This window comes from Kribbella polygonati (assembly GCF_050320105.1).
GTDB lineage: Bacteria > Actinomycetota > Actinomycetes > Propionibacteriales > Kribbellaceae > Kribbella.
This window is the reverse complement of the sequence record NZ_CP190129.1, coordinates 4,152,587-4,165,741: the sequence shown is the minus strand read 5'-3', so window position 1 is coordinate 4,165,741 and position 13,155 is coordinate 4,152,587. Positions and strand designations below refer to the sequence as shown.

At 70.6% G+C, this 13,155-nt stretch carries 9 protein-coding genes; 6 read left to right on the top strand and 3 right to left on the bottom strand.

The annotated features are described in order from the left end of the window. Positions 1-54 precede the first annotated feature (54 nt). Complete coding sequence (locus ACQHIV_RS19760; RefSeq protein WP_427896169.1) at positions 55-810, top strand: alpha/beta fold hydrolase; 756 nt, start codon at positions 55-57, stop codon at positions 808-810. An 11-nt stretch (positions 811-821) separates the two neighbouring features. After that, positions 822-4,058: an alginate lyase family protein gene (locus tag ACQHIV_RS19755; protein ID WP_427896168.1), complete on the top strand. Its 3,237-nt coding sequence runs from the start codon at positions 822-824 to the stop codon at positions 4,056-4,058. A 45-nt stretch (positions 4,059-4,103) separates the two neighbouring features. On the opposite strand, the gene ACQHIV_RS19750 is transcribed toward ACQHIV_RS19755, so the two are convergent. From ACQHIV_RS19750 to ACQHIV_RS19740, 3 genes are all read right to left on the bottom strand, one after another. After that, positions 4,104-5,297, bottom strand: coding sequence for an alginate lyase family protein (locus ACQHIV_RS19750; RefSeq protein ID WP_427896167.1), 1,194 nt, complete (start codon positions 5,295-5,297; stop codon positions 4,104-4,106). Positions 5,298-5,323: 26 nt separating this feature from the next. Next, complete coding sequence (locus ACQHIV_RS19745; RefSeq protein WP_427896166.1) at positions 5,324-7,078, bottom strand: putative Ig domain-containing protein; 1,755 nt, start codon at positions 7,076-7,078, stop codon at positions 5,324-5,326. Between the two features lie 93 nt (positions 7,079-7,171). Next, on the bottom strand, positions 7,172-8,434 hold the full coding sequence (locus ACQHIV_RS19740; RefSeq protein WP_427896165.1) for a histidine kinase dimerization/phospho-acceptor domain-containing protein: 1,263 nt from the start codon (positions 8,432-8,434) through the stop codon (positions 7,172-7,174). Between the two features lie 103 nt (positions 8,435-8,537). On the opposite strand from ACQHIV_RS19740, the gene ACQHIV_RS19735 reads away from it, so the two are divergent. Genes ACQHIV_RS19735 through ACQHIV_RS19720 form a run of 4 tightly spaced genes read left to right on the top strand, consistent with a single transcriptional unit; the run spans position 8,538 to position 13,136 of the window. Then, the gene (locus tag ACQHIV_RS19735; RefSeq protein WP_427896164.1) at positions 8,538-9,161 is read left to right on the top strand and encodes a hypothetical protein; all 624 of its coding nucleotides are present in this window, start codon (positions 8,538-8,540) and stop codon (positions 9,159-9,161) included. Further along, positions 9,125-9,835, top strand: coding sequence for an ABC transporter ATP-binding protein (locus ACQHIV_RS19730; RefSeq protein ID WP_427896163.1), 711 nt, complete (start codon positions 9,125-9,127; stop codon positions 9,833-9,835). The genes ACQHIV_RS19735 and ACQHIV_RS19730 overlap by 37 nt, the downstream gene beginning before the upstream one ends. Next, on the top strand, positions 9,832-10,485 hold the full coding sequence (locus ACQHIV_RS19725) for an ABC transporter ATP-binding protein (protein WP_427896162.1): 654 nt from the start codon (positions 9,832-9,834) through the stop codon (positions 10,483-10,485). Before ACQHIV_RS19730 ends, ACQHIV_RS19725 begins: the two co-directional genes overlap by 4 nt. Further along, positions 10,485-13,136 (top strand): ABC transporter permease, encoded by a 2,652-nt coding sequence (locus tag ACQHIV_RS19720; RefSeq protein ID WP_427896161.1) that lies wholly within the window; start codon positions 10,485-10,487, stop codon positions 13,134-13,136. The genes ACQHIV_RS19725 and ACQHIV_RS19720 overlap by 1 nt, the downstream gene beginning before the upstream one ends. Positions 13,137-13,155: the final 19 nt, after the last annotated feature.

Below are 13,155 nucleotides of genomic sequence, written 5' to 3'. Positions count from 1 at the left end.
CTCGAAATTTTCTGCCCCTGCACCGCGTAGAAAACGTTAACTATGCTGCCATCCATGACGGCGATTGTCGAAGCCGGGGTGCCGCTCCGGGTGCAGGACACCGGTGCCGGCGAGCCCTTGCTGCTGGTCCACGGCTGGGGCGGCGACGCCCGCTCCTGGGACGGCCTGGACTTCGGACGGCACCGGGTCGTCACGGTCGACCTCCGCGGCCACGGACGCTCTCCGGTACTGCGGAACGGGTACCGGCCGGCGGACTACGCGCATGACCTGGCGGCTGTTGTCGAACGGCTGCAGACCGGCCCGGTCGTTGCCGTCGGCCACTCGATGGGCGGGCAGATCGTCGTACAGCTGGGCCTCGAGTACCCGGAGCTGGTGTCGGCGGTCGTCGCCGTGGATCCGGCGTACGGCGCGGACGCGGCCGAGGCGGCGACGTTCGCGGAACGCCTTGCCGCGCTGCGTCGTGACGGCGCCGCCGCGGCCGTCCGGCAACTGGGACTGCCCGCGGGTGCGGTCCGGGACCAGCTGCTCGCGACGCCGGGACATGTCCTGGCAGCCAGCTACGCGGGCATGTACACGGACCCCGGTGCCTTCGGTGCCCGTCCGGCGGCGGCCGTCCGGTTGGCCGGCCTCGCGCACCCTTTGCTGACCTTGCGATCCGTCCCGTCGATGGCGGCCTGGGACATCGGGCTGTCGTTGCCGTACGGATCACGAATCGTGCTGTGGAACGGCTGCGGACACTTCCTGCACCACGAGCGCCCGCGGCAGTTCGTCAACCTCGTGGAGAGCTGGTTGACCGCCCTCCACTCGTGAGAGGAGCTCGAATGACCGAATTCAGCCGCCGCACCCTGCTGATCGCCTCCGGAGGTGCTGCGCTGGCGAGTCAGATCGGACCCGCCGCCGCGACGACCGCGACACCGTTGATCTTCAGGCATCCCGGCGTGCTGCACGACGCCGACGATCTGGAACGGATGCGGACGTGCGTTTCCGGGCAGATCAGCCCGGTGTACGACGGGTTCCGGGCGATGGCGGCCAACAACAGGTCGTCGTACGACTATGTGATCCGGAACGTCGGGCAGATCACCTCGTGGGGGCGCGGGCCGTCCAACTACATGGCCGAGGCGGTCAGCGACTCCGGTGCGGCGTACCAGAACGCGTTGATGTGGGCGGCGACCGGTGACACGCGGTACGCCGCCAAGGCGCGGGACATCCTCGACGCCTGGGCGGACAGCCTGACCGCGATCACCGGCGCGGACGGGCAGCTCGGCGTCGGCCTGCAGGCGTTCAAGTTCGTCAACGCCGCCGAGATCCTGCGCGGGTACGACGGGTGGGCGCCGGACGCGGTCCGACGGTGCGGGGAGTCGTTCCGGACGGTGTGGTACCCGGCGATCTCCGGGAACGCGTTGTTCGCCAACGGCAACTGGGATCTCGCGGCGCTGCAGTCGATCCTCGCGATCGCGGTGTTCTGCGAGGACCGGGTGATGCTGGAGGACGCCGTCCGGTACGCCGTGGCCGGCGCGGGGAACGGGCGGATCGAGCACATCGTGGTGTCGGCGACCGGGCAGGGGCAGGAGAGCGGGCGGTCGCAGTCGTACGCGCAGCTCGCGCTCGGGCTGCTCGCGAACTGCGCGGCGGTCGCGTGGAACCAGGGGATCGACCTGTTCGGGCACCTCGACGACCGGATCCTGCGCGGGTTCGAGTACACGGCGGCGTACAACCTGGGCGACTCGGTGCCGTTCGACGTGGACCTGGACCGGACCGGGAAGTACCTCAAGACGGTGATCTCGCCGATCAATCGTGGGGCGTTCCAGCCGATCTACGAGTTGGCTTATGCGCATTACGTGAGTCGGCGGGGGCTGAATGCGCCGAACGTCGAGCGGGTGCTGTTCCGGGCCGGGGCGCGGGTGGTCGAGGGCAACAGTGACGACCATCCGGCGTGGGGGACGTTCACGCAGGCTCGCGAGCCTGGCGCCGCGGCTCTGGCGTCGCCGCCTGGCACGCCTGGTGGGTTGACGGCTCGGGCTACCGACGGCGGAGTCGTGGTGAGTTGGGCGGGGTCGGTCGAGCCTCCGAGCGGGGCGGCGGCGAGCAGCTACACGATCGTCCGCGACGGCAAGGTTGTTGCTTCGGGCATCCGATCCACGTCGTGGATGGACCGGTCCTCGCACGGGTCGTATCAGGTGCGGGCCGTGAACGCGGTCGGTGCGAGCGCGCTGTCGTTGCCGGTGACGGTGGCACGGGTCGATCCCTGGCAGAGCCGTGACGTCGGGCGGGTGGCGGTACCGGGCGCTACGGCGTACGACGGGGAGACGTTCACCGTCGAGGCGGGTGGGGTGGAGATCGGCGGGACGGAGGACAGCTTCCGGTTCGTGTACGTGCCGCTGCGAGGCGACGGGGTGATTACGGCGCGGGTGGTGTATCCGGTGAGTTCGCAGTACGCGACCGTCGGCGTGATGCTGCGGCAGAGCCTGTCGGCCTCGTCGGCACATGCGTCGATGCTGATCAAGGGGCTGCCGCTGCACACCTGGAGCGGGGTGTGGACGGTGCGGTCGGGCGGCGGCACCTCGGCGACCGGGAGCACCGTCGTACCGCCGACGCAGCAGGAGTGCATCACAACCGCGGCAGGCTTCCCGATCTCGAACCTCGGCACCCTGCCGGACTCCGCGACCCCGCTCCCACCGCCGTACGTCGAGGCCGCGAGCGACGGGTACCGCCTGCGCCGGCCGTACTGGGTCCGGCTGATCCGCCGCGGCGACACGCTCACCGGGCTGATCTCGCCGGACGGGAGCACGTGGACGCAGGTCGGGTCGTCCCGCGTGAACCTGGGCCGGGACGTGTACGCCGGCCTGGCGGTCTGCTCGGCGCTCGGCGTCGACCAGCCGTACGCCGAGTCGACCACGGCGGCGTTCGACAACGTGACTGTTGGAGATCTTGTGGGGGCCAAGCCCGGACCTGTGGTGGGTGACTTGCGGGCTGTGGACGGTCAGCTGGCGTGGTCCGACCTGGATGTTGCGGCGACGTACACCGTGAAGCGGCGGCAGGGTGGTGGGGCTTATCGCGTGATTGCGACGGGGGTGCAGGCGGTCGGGTTCGGGGTGGAGACGCGGCACCGGGACGTGTCGGCGGTGCCGGGGCAGACGTACGACTACGTGGTGGCGAAGACCAACGCCGCGGGGAGCGGTCCGGACTCGCCCAAGCTCACGCTGACCATGCCTCTCGCAGTCGCTCCAGCGATCACCAGTGCGACCATCGCGTACGCCAACGTCGGTGCGGACTTCCGCTATCGCGTTGCGGCGAGCAACAATCCGGTCAGCTTCGCCGTGCGGGGTCTGCCGGACGGCTTGGTCGTGGACCGGACGACCGGCGTGATCAGCGGTGTGCCGCGTCGTGCGGGCACGGTGCGGCTGAAGGTCTCCGCGCGCAACGGTGCCGGGGTCTGCGAAGCCGAGCTGACGCTGACGATCACCACCCCGCCGCCGGCGCCGTGGCAGTACGGCGACATCGGCGACTACGTGCTGGACGAGCGTCAGCTCGGCAGCTTCAGCGCCGTCGCGATCCGGACGCCCGGGATCACCAGCTACGACGGCCGCTTCACCGTCCGCGGCGCCGGCTCCGACCTGAACGTGATCGGGCAGGGGATGACCGCGCAGTTCGCCCGGCTCCCGGTGTCCGGCGACGCGACGCTGACGGCGCGGCTGGTGAGCCGTCAGGGGCCGGGTCGCCTGGGCTTGCTGATGGCCAAGTCGCTGTCGCCGTTCGACCAGCTGTCCGGGGTGGTGCTGGACGCCGGCGGTACGCCGCAGTTCGTCCAGCGGCTGCGGGTCGCGACCGGCCTGGTGACCACGACCGGCAGCGGTACGGCGACTTGGCTGCGGCTGCGGCGTACCGGGAACGTCTTTGCGGCCGAGGTGTCTGCGGACGGCGTGACGTGGTCGGCGGTCGGCGTACCGGGGGAGATCCCGACGTTCGGTGCGGCGCCGTACTACGCCGGTCTCGCGGTCGTCTCGGGAGACCCGTTCGTGCTGAGCACCGCGGTCTTCGACAACGTGTCCTTGGCGTGAGACAGAACAGTGGCCCGGCCGTGATCGGCCGGGCCACTGCTGGTTCTACTTGGCGTAGGCGAGCGTTCCGAAGCCCGTCTGGTCGAACCCGCCGCTGGTCGAGCCGTAGTCGCCGCCGCCGCCCTCGGGACGGACCTGGGCGGCCATCGCCGAGATGTACGGCACCGAGAGGTTCTTGCGGCGCGTGTAGTGGTAGTGCAGGATCTCCCAGACCGGCCGCAGCTGCCCGCGGCTCGCGCTGGAGATCACCGTGTGCTCCTGGTACGCGCAGTTCTGCCCGGTTCCCCAGGTGTACTTCGTGAACGGCACGTCCTCGCCCAGGTTGTACTTCGCGACGTACTGCGCGGCCTTCAGGAAGCGGTTGTTGTCGTACCCGTACAGGTCGTCGCCCTGGTTCCAGGCCATCTCGCAGAACGCGCCCATCTGGCCCATGCCCATCATCGTGTGACCCTGGTCGCGGCCGGACTCCTGCCACTGCGCGAGGCCCTGGTCGTCGTACACGAACGGCACCGCGTGCGCGATCGAGCCGTTGCCGGCGCCGTTCTTGAAGTAGTTGACGGCCTGGTCGTACTTCGCGGCGTCGTCGCAGAGGATGCCGATGGCAAGCACCGAGTTCATGCTGCACAGGTCCCAGTTGGCCCAGTAGTTCGTGATACAGGCGTCGTTGTGGTTGGTGAGGAACGAGTTGTTCATCGGGTAGAAGACGTTCAGCATCATGGTCTTGAACCGGGCCAGGTCGAAGCCCGGGTAGTCCCGCATCAGCTCCGCGACGTTCGCGAACTGGTACCCGTAGATGCCGGCCGCCAGGAACCGGTCTGCGTTGCCGCTGACGCTGGTGAGCGTGGCGGACCACGCGTTGAGGATGTTCCGCGCGCAGTCGCCGTTCGCCGTGGTGCCCTGGACGTGCCAGCGCAGCGCGTTCTGGTAGGCGGCGTGGATGTCGTTGTAGAGGATCCCGTAGTTCTCGCCGGTGCCGCCACGGATGATCGTGGCCTGCGGGTTGGGCTGCCAGGTCGACTGGGCGTGCCCGTTGGCGGTGAGCCGGTTCCGGCCGGACAGCCACGGGTCGTTGCCGGCGGCAACCCTGACCTTGGCCCGGTTGAGGTCACCCCAGTTGTGCAGTGCTCCGGGATGGGTGAAGGTGGCCGGAGCGGCGTCGGCGGTCCGGGCGAGGGTGGTGACGCCGACGGCGGCCGCGGCCGCGCCTCCGGCGGTCTTGAACAGTGTGCGTCGTTTCATCCTGCTCCTTGGGGCGGTTGAGGGTGCTACTTCACGGTGAGGATGAGGTTCTTGGTGGTGCTGCCGGCCACGTTCGTGACGGTCAGCGTGACGTCGTACGTGCCGGCGGCCGGCGTACCGGTGATGACGCCCGTAGATTCGTCGGCAATCAGGCCGGGCGGCAGACCGGCGGCGGCGAAGCCGGTCGGGTAGCCGGTGGCGCTGATCGTCAGTACGACCGGGGCGCCGGCGACGAGGTCCGCGGTGCCGGGGGTGGTGACGACGGGCGGTGCCGTGGTCGGCGCGGTGGCGGCGTCGAGCCAGCGGAGGTTCGTCACGTGCTCGTTGACGTGCATGTTCGCCATGTCGGCGACCGTGAACCAGCCCGGCTTGCGCATCGTCGACGCCATCACGGTGCCGTTCAGCACCAGGTTCTGGAAGGTGACGTCGTTGATGCCGTGCGCGGCGTCGTACCCGAGCATCATCGCGGTCTGCGCGTGCTGCCCGGTGTACGTGAGGTCCTTGACGTAGACGCCGTCGATGCCGCGGCCGACCGAGGTGTTGTACGACTTGTTGTACGCCACCCGCAGGTGCAGGAACTGTCCCCAGCGGAAGTCCTCCACCCGGACGTTGTCGATCCGCACGTTCCGGACCAGGTTGCTGTCGCCCGGGTTCAGCGCGATCGCGCCCTGGTACCACTTCTGCGGCTCGCGGTGGTCGAGGATGTCGACATTGCTGATGGTCAGGTTCTCGATCAGCTCCGGGGCGTCGGTGTTTCCGTGCGTACCGATGTTGACGGGGTGCGCGACGTCCGCCCAGAGGCTGGTGTTGCGGATCGTGACGTTGCGGGTGTCGCCGTAGTAGTCCCAGCGGTGCCCGTAGATCGCGACGCAGTCGTCGGAGCAGCGCAGGAACGAGTTGTCGATCAGTACGTCGCTGCTCGAGAACAGATCGATGCCGTCACCCCACTGCCCGGCGCTGAAGTACCCGAAGTCGGTGATCGCCACCTGCTCGGACTCGCCGGCGGTGATCGCGTACCCGGTCCTGAGGTTCAGCATCGTGATGCCGTCGACGCGGATGTGCTTGGCCTTCACCATCGTGCAGCCGCCACCACTGGTGCCGTAGATCAGCCCGCGTCCGACCAGCGCGCCGTTCGTGGTTCCGGTGAAGTTGACCGAGGCCTTGAGTACGGCGCCACCGGCCAGATACACGGTCTTGCCGTCCGGCACCTCGACCGTGCCGCTCGCCGTGGTGTGCACGCCGGGTCCGTAGTAGATGACGTCCGGGTCGTCGGGGCTCGGCGCGTCGGTCTCGACAGCCCGCGCCAGCAGGTGCAGGCAGTCGAAGATCTCCCCGTTCACCTCGACGACGAGCTTCCGCGGCCGATCCAGCGTGAACACCAGCGTGTCCCCGTGCTCGACGTACGGCGTCATCCCGTACGACAAGGGCCGGATCCGCGCGGTCCGGATCCGGCCCTTCGTGTACCTGACGCGGACCTGCACGGAGCCGGCGAAGTCGAAGTACGCCAACGACGACTTGAGAATCTGCCCCGCCCCGGTCTGCGCGTCGATCAGCTTCAGATCCACCGAGTACGTCGCGACCGGCGTCCACCGCCCGCCCCCGGCCCGCACCTCCACCTCGAACGTCGACCCCCGCGGGATCCCGTCCGGTACCGCATACGTGACCAACGCCGGCGGTACGGTCACAGCGGACGCGATCCCCGCCTCGGTCGTGACGTAGCCGGCGGCAACAGTCGCACCGGCAGCCTGCAACAGCCGCCGCCGAGTGATGTCCAGTGTCATTCCTCAGGCCTCCTCGAAGTCCACCGAAAGAGCCCTGAAACCTTGCCCAGGAAGGCGGAACCCCGGCAATACCGAGCAGGCCCAGCGAAATTTTCAGTCGTTGGGGAGCAGCAGGCGGAAGCGGGTCGGGGACGGATCGGCGAGGGTCAGGCGGCCGCCGGCTGACTCGGTGAGGGTGCGGGCCAGGGAGAGGCCGATGTGAGTGCCGCGGTGGAAGAGGGCGGGGGCAGGGGTGGTGAGACTGCCCTCGTCCTCGACGTCGACGGCGGTGGTGTCGAGCACGTCGAGGGCGGTGACGCGGACGGTGCCCTGGCCGTGGGTGTGGGCGTTGTCGATGAGGACGTCGAGGATCTGGCGGCAGGTCGCCAGCGGTACGAGGCGTTCGCCGACCGGCGGCTCGACGGTGAGGACGAGGCGGCGGCCGGTGTCGGCGAGCAGGCCGTGCCAGCGGTGTTCGGTCTCGGCGAAGAGGGCGGCGATCGGGACGAGGGCGCCGCGGGGGCCGTCGGCGGGGAGGCGGGAGAGTTCGAGGACGTCCTGCACGGTGTTCTGGAGGCTGTCGGTCTGGCGGAGGGCGTCGGCGACCGCCAGGCGGGGGTCGGCGGCCGGGTCCGTGTCGGCGGTTTCGAGGGTGAGGCGGAGGCCGGCCAACGGCGTACGCAGTTGATGGGCCGCGTCGGTGGCGAACCGGCGGGCGTGGTCCAGGATCCGCGAAAGCCTGTCCACCATGGCGTTCTGGGCGTTGGCGAGGGCGTCCACCTCGGCGATACCGGTCGGGTTCGCGCGGGCGGAGAGGTCTCCGGCGGTCACGGCGTCGGCGGTCCGGGCCAGGGACTCGAGTGGGGCGCTCAGGCGTCTGGCCTGCCAGGTCGCGACCGCGATCCCGATCAGCAAGGCGACGACGGCACCTCCGAGTACGGCGAGCCAGGCCAGCACGATCCGGGTCCACACCGCGCTCATCGGCGAGGAGGCCCGGACCACGCCGATCACGTGCTCGGACGAGGCGACCGGTACGGCGACGACGAGCGAGCCGGCGTACGAGCCCTGGACGACGTGGCCGGCCAGACCGGCGCGGGTGGTGTCGTCGGCGGATTGGGGTCCGGTGCCGGCGCGCAGCCGGAGCGTACGGTCGTACACCGCGAGCTGCCCGTCCGTCGCGGGGCGGGGAAGCTCGACCGGGTCGCCGGCAGTGAAGTCCGGGCCGACCTGGACCGCGGCGGCCAGCGCCGAGCGTTCGAGCTCGGCGCGTTCGTCGGCGAGGAACGAGATCCGGATGCCGATCGCCAGCGGGACCGCCACCAGGACCAGCGAGACCAGGGCGGCCGCGAGCGCGACCCGGACGACACGACGCCGCATGGAACCATCATGCGGGCGCGGAAGCCCGTCCGGCGGAAGGTTTTGCCGTCCTCTAACCTCGGCCGGCGCGAGCGTTTACCCGTCGATTCCTAGCGTCGACGGTATGAAGATCCTCGCGCTTTGCCTCGGTGCCGCCGTACTGCTGACGGCCTGCGGTGGTGGCGGCGCTGCCGTGCCGTCGCCGGTGCAGTCCTCGTCCGCCGCGCCGCCCTCCAGTGCTTCCACACCGTCGCCCCAGCCGTCGCAGCCGGTGGCGACCGAGTCGAATCCGCCGGGCGACATCCCGGACAACCAGGCGTTCGTCGCGTTCCAGGGCGCCGGCTTCTCGGTGAAGGTGCCGGAGGGCTGGGCGCGCACAGTCACCGGTACCACGACATCGTTCACCGACAAGCTGAACCGGGTCGAGGTCACGCCGTCGGCGACGTCCGCCGCGCCGACCGTCGGGACCGCGGCGACCGCTGTGGCCGCGGAGCTCGGGCGGAGCGTGCCGCGGTTCGCGATGGGGAAGGTCAGCGAGGTCAGCCGGGCTGCCGGAAAGGTCGTGCTGGTCACGTACCAGGGGGACTCGGCGCAGGATCCGGTGACCGGGAAGGTCGTGCGCGACGCCTTCGAGCGGTACCTCTTCTACCGCGGGGGCAAGCAGGTCGCGCTGACGCTGATCGGGCCGGTGAACGCCGACAACGTCGATCCGTGGAAGACCGTCTCCGACTCGTTCCGGTGGGCGTGATGGACGGCGACGACGTGTTGTGGTGCGACGACCTGTACCGGTTCTACCGGTCGGGGGACGAGGAGACGCTGGCGTTGCGCGGTGTCAGCCTGCGGGTTGCGCGGGGTGAGGTGGTGGCGGTGGTCGGGCCTTCCGGCTCTGGCAAGTCCACGTTGCTTGCGTGTCTGGCCGGGCTGGACGAGCCGGACGGCGGCGCGGTGACGCTCGGCGGCGAACGGATCAGCCACCGGCCGGAAGCCGAGCGGGCGCGGATCCGGCGGCGTCGCCTTGGTGTGCTGCTGCAGTCCGGCAATCTCCTCACGCACCTGACGGTGCGGGCAAACATCCACCTGGTCCAGGCCGGGGAGGGTGGACGGCAGGGTGAGCGGTTGCGTGCTGAGGAGTTGCTCGAGTGGGTTGGGCTCAGGGAGCGGGCGGGGGCGTTGCCGCGGGAGTTGTCCGGTGGGGAGCTGGCGCGGGCGGGACTGGCGGTTGCGTTGAGCAACGATCCTGACGTGTTGCTGGCCGACGAGCCGACCGGGGAGCTCGACGGGCGGACCGAACAGGTCGTACTGGACCTGATCCGGGCGCGGGCCCGCGACGGCCGCGGGGTGCTGCTGGTGACGCACAGTCCGGCGGTGACCGCGATCGCCGATCGGGTGATCGTCTTGGCCGACGGGAGGATCGCGGCATGACGCTCGTTCGCTGTACGGACGTCGCCCGGACCTTCGGACGGGGCGACCAGGCGGTGGTCGCGGTGCACGGCTGCACCTGCGCGGTTGAGCCGGGTGCGCGGATCGCGATCACCGGCTCGTCCGGCTCCGGCAAGTCGACGCTGCTGCACCTGCTGGCCGGCCTCGAGACACCGACGGACGGCACAGTGGAACGGCCGGAGCTGGGCGCCCGCGACATCGCCGTCGTCTTTCAGGGTCCGAGTCTGCTGCCGGCGTTGACCGTTTCCGAGAACGTGAGCCTGGCCGCCGTACTCACGGGCACGGACGAGGCCGAGGCAGATCGCCGCGCGACCGCGGCGATGGCGACGGTCGGAGTCGCGGGCCTGGCCGGGCAGCTCGCCGACACGTTGTCCGGGGGGCAGGCCCAGCGGGTGGCGATCGCGCGGGCGATCGCGCTCCGGCCGCGGCTCGTGCTCGCCGACGAGCCGACGGGTCAGCTCGACGCGGACACCGGTGCGCACGTTCTCGACGTACTGCTGGCGGCCGCCGTCGAGACCGGCGCCGCGCTGGTCGTGACGACGCACGATCCAGTGGTTGCCGGGCGTCTCGACGAGCAATGGCAGATGAACGACGGCCGGCTGCTCGTGCCGGCGACGGAAGGTGTCCGGTGATGATGCTCTGGTTGCGTGGCCTGGTTCGGCACCGGGCGTGGCGGTTGCTGGCGACCGCGGCAGGCGTCGGCCTGTCGGTGGCGTTGATCGCCGCGATCGGCGCGTTCCTGACCGCTTCGAAGGCGACGATGACAGCGCGCGCGGTGGCGACGGTCGCGGTCGACTGGCAGGTCGAGGTCCAGCCCGGCGGCGATCCGGCGGCGGTCCTGGCCGCGGTCCGGCAGGCACCGGGAATCAGCACCGCGCTGCCGGTCCAGTTCGGCCGTACGACGGGATTCCAGGCCACCACCGGCGGCTCGTCGCAGTCCACCGGACCGGGCGTCGTACTGGGGATCCCGAAGGACTACCGCGCCGCGTTCCCGGGTGAGGTACGGCAGCTGACCGGGCGGTCGGACGGCGTACTGCTGGCCCAGCAGACCGCGGCGAACCTGCACGCGGCGCCCGGCGACACGATCCGGATCGGCCGCCCCGGACTGCCGCCGGTGCCGGTCACGGTGGACGGCGTGATCGACCTGCCGCAGGCCGACTCGCTGTTCCAGAAGGTGGGCGCGCCGCCGCAGTCGCAGCCGTCCGCACCACCCGACAACGTCGTACTGCTGCCTGCCGGCCGTTTCGCGCAGCTGATGGGCCCGGTCGCCGCCGTGGATCCGCAGGCGATCACGACCCAGATCCATGCGAACCGTACGGCGCCCCTGCCGCACGCACCGGCGGCCGCGTACACGACGGTCGTTGGCGCGGCCCACAACCTGGAGGCGGCGTCGGCGGGGTCTGCCGTGGTGGGGGACAACCTCGCGGCGGCGCTGGACGCGGCCCGGAGCGACGCGGCGTACGCGCAGATCCTGTTCCTGTGTCTCGGACTTCCGGGCGCTGTGCTGGCCGCTCTGCTGACAGCGGCGGTGGCCGGCTCCGGAGCTGTCCGGAGGCGGCGCGAGCAGGCGCTGTTGCGGGTCCGCGGCTTCGGCGTCCGCCGGGTCGTCGGGCTGGCGGCCGTGGAGGCCGTCCTGGTCGGAGTGGCAGGCGGCGTTCTGGGAGTGGTTGTGGCGGCGGCCGTCGGACGGATCGCGTTCGGCAGTACGTCGTTCGGCGCCGGGGCCTCGCTGTCCTGGTTCGGGATCGCGTTCGGCGCCGGGCTGGTGATCGCGGGACTGACGGTGCTGCTGCCCGCGGTCCGCGATCTGCGGGGCAGCAGCGTGGTCGCCGCACGCCGCCAGGTCGAACGGACGCGCAGCCCGTTGTGGATGCGGCTCGGGCTCGATGTCAGCTGCCTGGTCGTGTCGCTGCTGGTGTTCCGCGCGTCGAGCAGCAACAACTACTCGCTCGTGCTCGCGCCCGAAGGCGTGCCGCAGATCTCGGTGTCGTACTGGGCGTTCTTCGGCCCGGCGCTGTTGTGGCTCGGCGGCGCGTTGCTGCTGTGGCGGCTTGCCTGGCTGGCCTTGGCGCATGGGCGCGGGGTATTGACGGTGTTGGTGCGACCGCTGACAGGACGGCTCGCACGGACGACCGCCGCGAGCATGTCGCGACAGCGCACGCCACTGGTGCGGTCCGTCGTACTGCTCGCGCTGGCGATCTCGTTCGCGGTGTCGACGGCGACGTTCAACGCGACGTACCGCCAGCAGGCGGAGGCGGATGCGCAGCTGACCAACGGCGCGGACGTCACCGTCACCGAGTCGCCGGGCGTCGTCGCCGGCCCCTCCGCGGGCGCCTCGCTGGCCGCGATTCCCGGCGTACGGCGGGTGGAACCGTTGCAGCACCGGCTCGCGTACGTCGGGTCGGACCTGCAGGACTTCTACGGCGTACGGCCCGAGACGATCGCCGCGTCGACCGCGTTGCAGGACGCGTACTTCGTCGGCGGTACGGCGCACGCGCTGCTGCAGAAGCTGGCGCAGCGGCCGGACTCGATCCTGGTCAGCGACGAGACCGTGAAGGACTTCCAGCTGTCGCCGGGCGACCTGATCCGCCTGCGGCTGCAGGACAGCCGGACGAAGGGCTTCACGACGGTCGCGTTCCACTACGCCGGCATCGTGAAGGAGTTCCCGACCGCGCCGCGGGACAGCTTCTTCGTCGCGAACGCGGCGTACGTCGCGAAGGCTACCGGGAGCGACGCGATCGGGTCGTTCCTGCTGGACACCGGCGGCAAGAACCAGGCCGCGGTGGCGGACGCCGTACGCGGCACGCTCGGCGACTCCGCAAAGGTCACGGATCTGACCCAGGTCCGGGCGCAGGTCGGGTCCAGCCTGACGTCGGTCGATCTGGCTGGGCTGACCCGGTTCGAGCTGGCGTTCGCCGTCCTGATCGCGGCCGGCGCGGGCGGTCTGGTGCTGGCGCTCGGGCTGGCCGAACGGCGTCGTACGTTCGCGATCGCGACCGTGCTCGGCGCCCGACGAGCGCAGTTGCGCGGGCTGGTGCTGAGCGAGGCGCTGGCGGTGACGATCGGTGGCCTGGCCGGCGGAGCGCTGGTGGCGTGGGGTTTGTCGGGAATGCTGATCAAGGTGCTGACCGGGGTGTTCGACCCGCCACCGTCGACGGCGGCGGTGCCCTGGCCGTACCTGTCGGCGACGCTGGTGGTCGCGGTGGCGGCGATCGCCGTCGGTGCACTGGCCAGCGCACAGCGGTCGACGAGACCCGCGGTGGAGGAGCTGCGGGAGCTGTGACTCAGCTGGTCCTCAGTTG

What these genes read in the sequence shown, in the direction of transcription:
- ACQHIV_RS19755 (WP_427896168.1), top strand. Translation starts at nt 822, where the DNA reads ATGACCGAATTCAGCCGCCGCACCCTGCTGATCGCCTCCGGAGGTGCT.
- ACQHIV_RS19725 (WP_427896162.1), top strand. Translation starts at nt 9,832, where the DNA reads ATGACGCTCGTTCGCTGTACGGACGTCGCCCGGACCTTCGGACGGGGC.
- ACQHIV_RS19750 (WP_427896167.1), bottom strand. Translation starts at nt 5,297, where the DNA reads ATGAAACGACGCACACTGTTCAAGACCGCCGGAGGCGCGGCCGCGGCC.
- ACQHIV_RS19740 (WP_427896165.1), bottom strand. Translation starts at nt 8,434, where the DNA reads ATGCGGCGTCGTGTCGTCCGGGTCGCGCTCGCGGCCGCCCTGGTCTCG.
- ACQHIV_RS19720 (WP_427896161.1), top strand. Translation starts at nt 10,485, where the DNA reads ATGATGCTCTGGTTGCGTGGCCTGGTTCGGCACCGGGCGTGGCGGTTG.
- ACQHIV_RS19745 (WP_427896166.1), bottom strand. Translation starts at nt 7,078, where the DNA reads ATGACACTGGACATCACTCGGCGGCGGCTGTTGCAGGCTGCCGGTGCG.
- ACQHIV_RS19735 (WP_427896164.1), top strand. Translation starts at nt 8,538, where the DNA reads ATGAAGATCCTCGCGCTTTGCCTCGGTGCCGCCGTACTGCTGACGGCC.
- ACQHIV_RS19760 (WP_427896169.1), top strand. Translation starts at nt 55, where the DNA reads ATGACGGCGATTGTCGAAGCCGGGGTGCCGCTCCGGGTGCAGGACACC.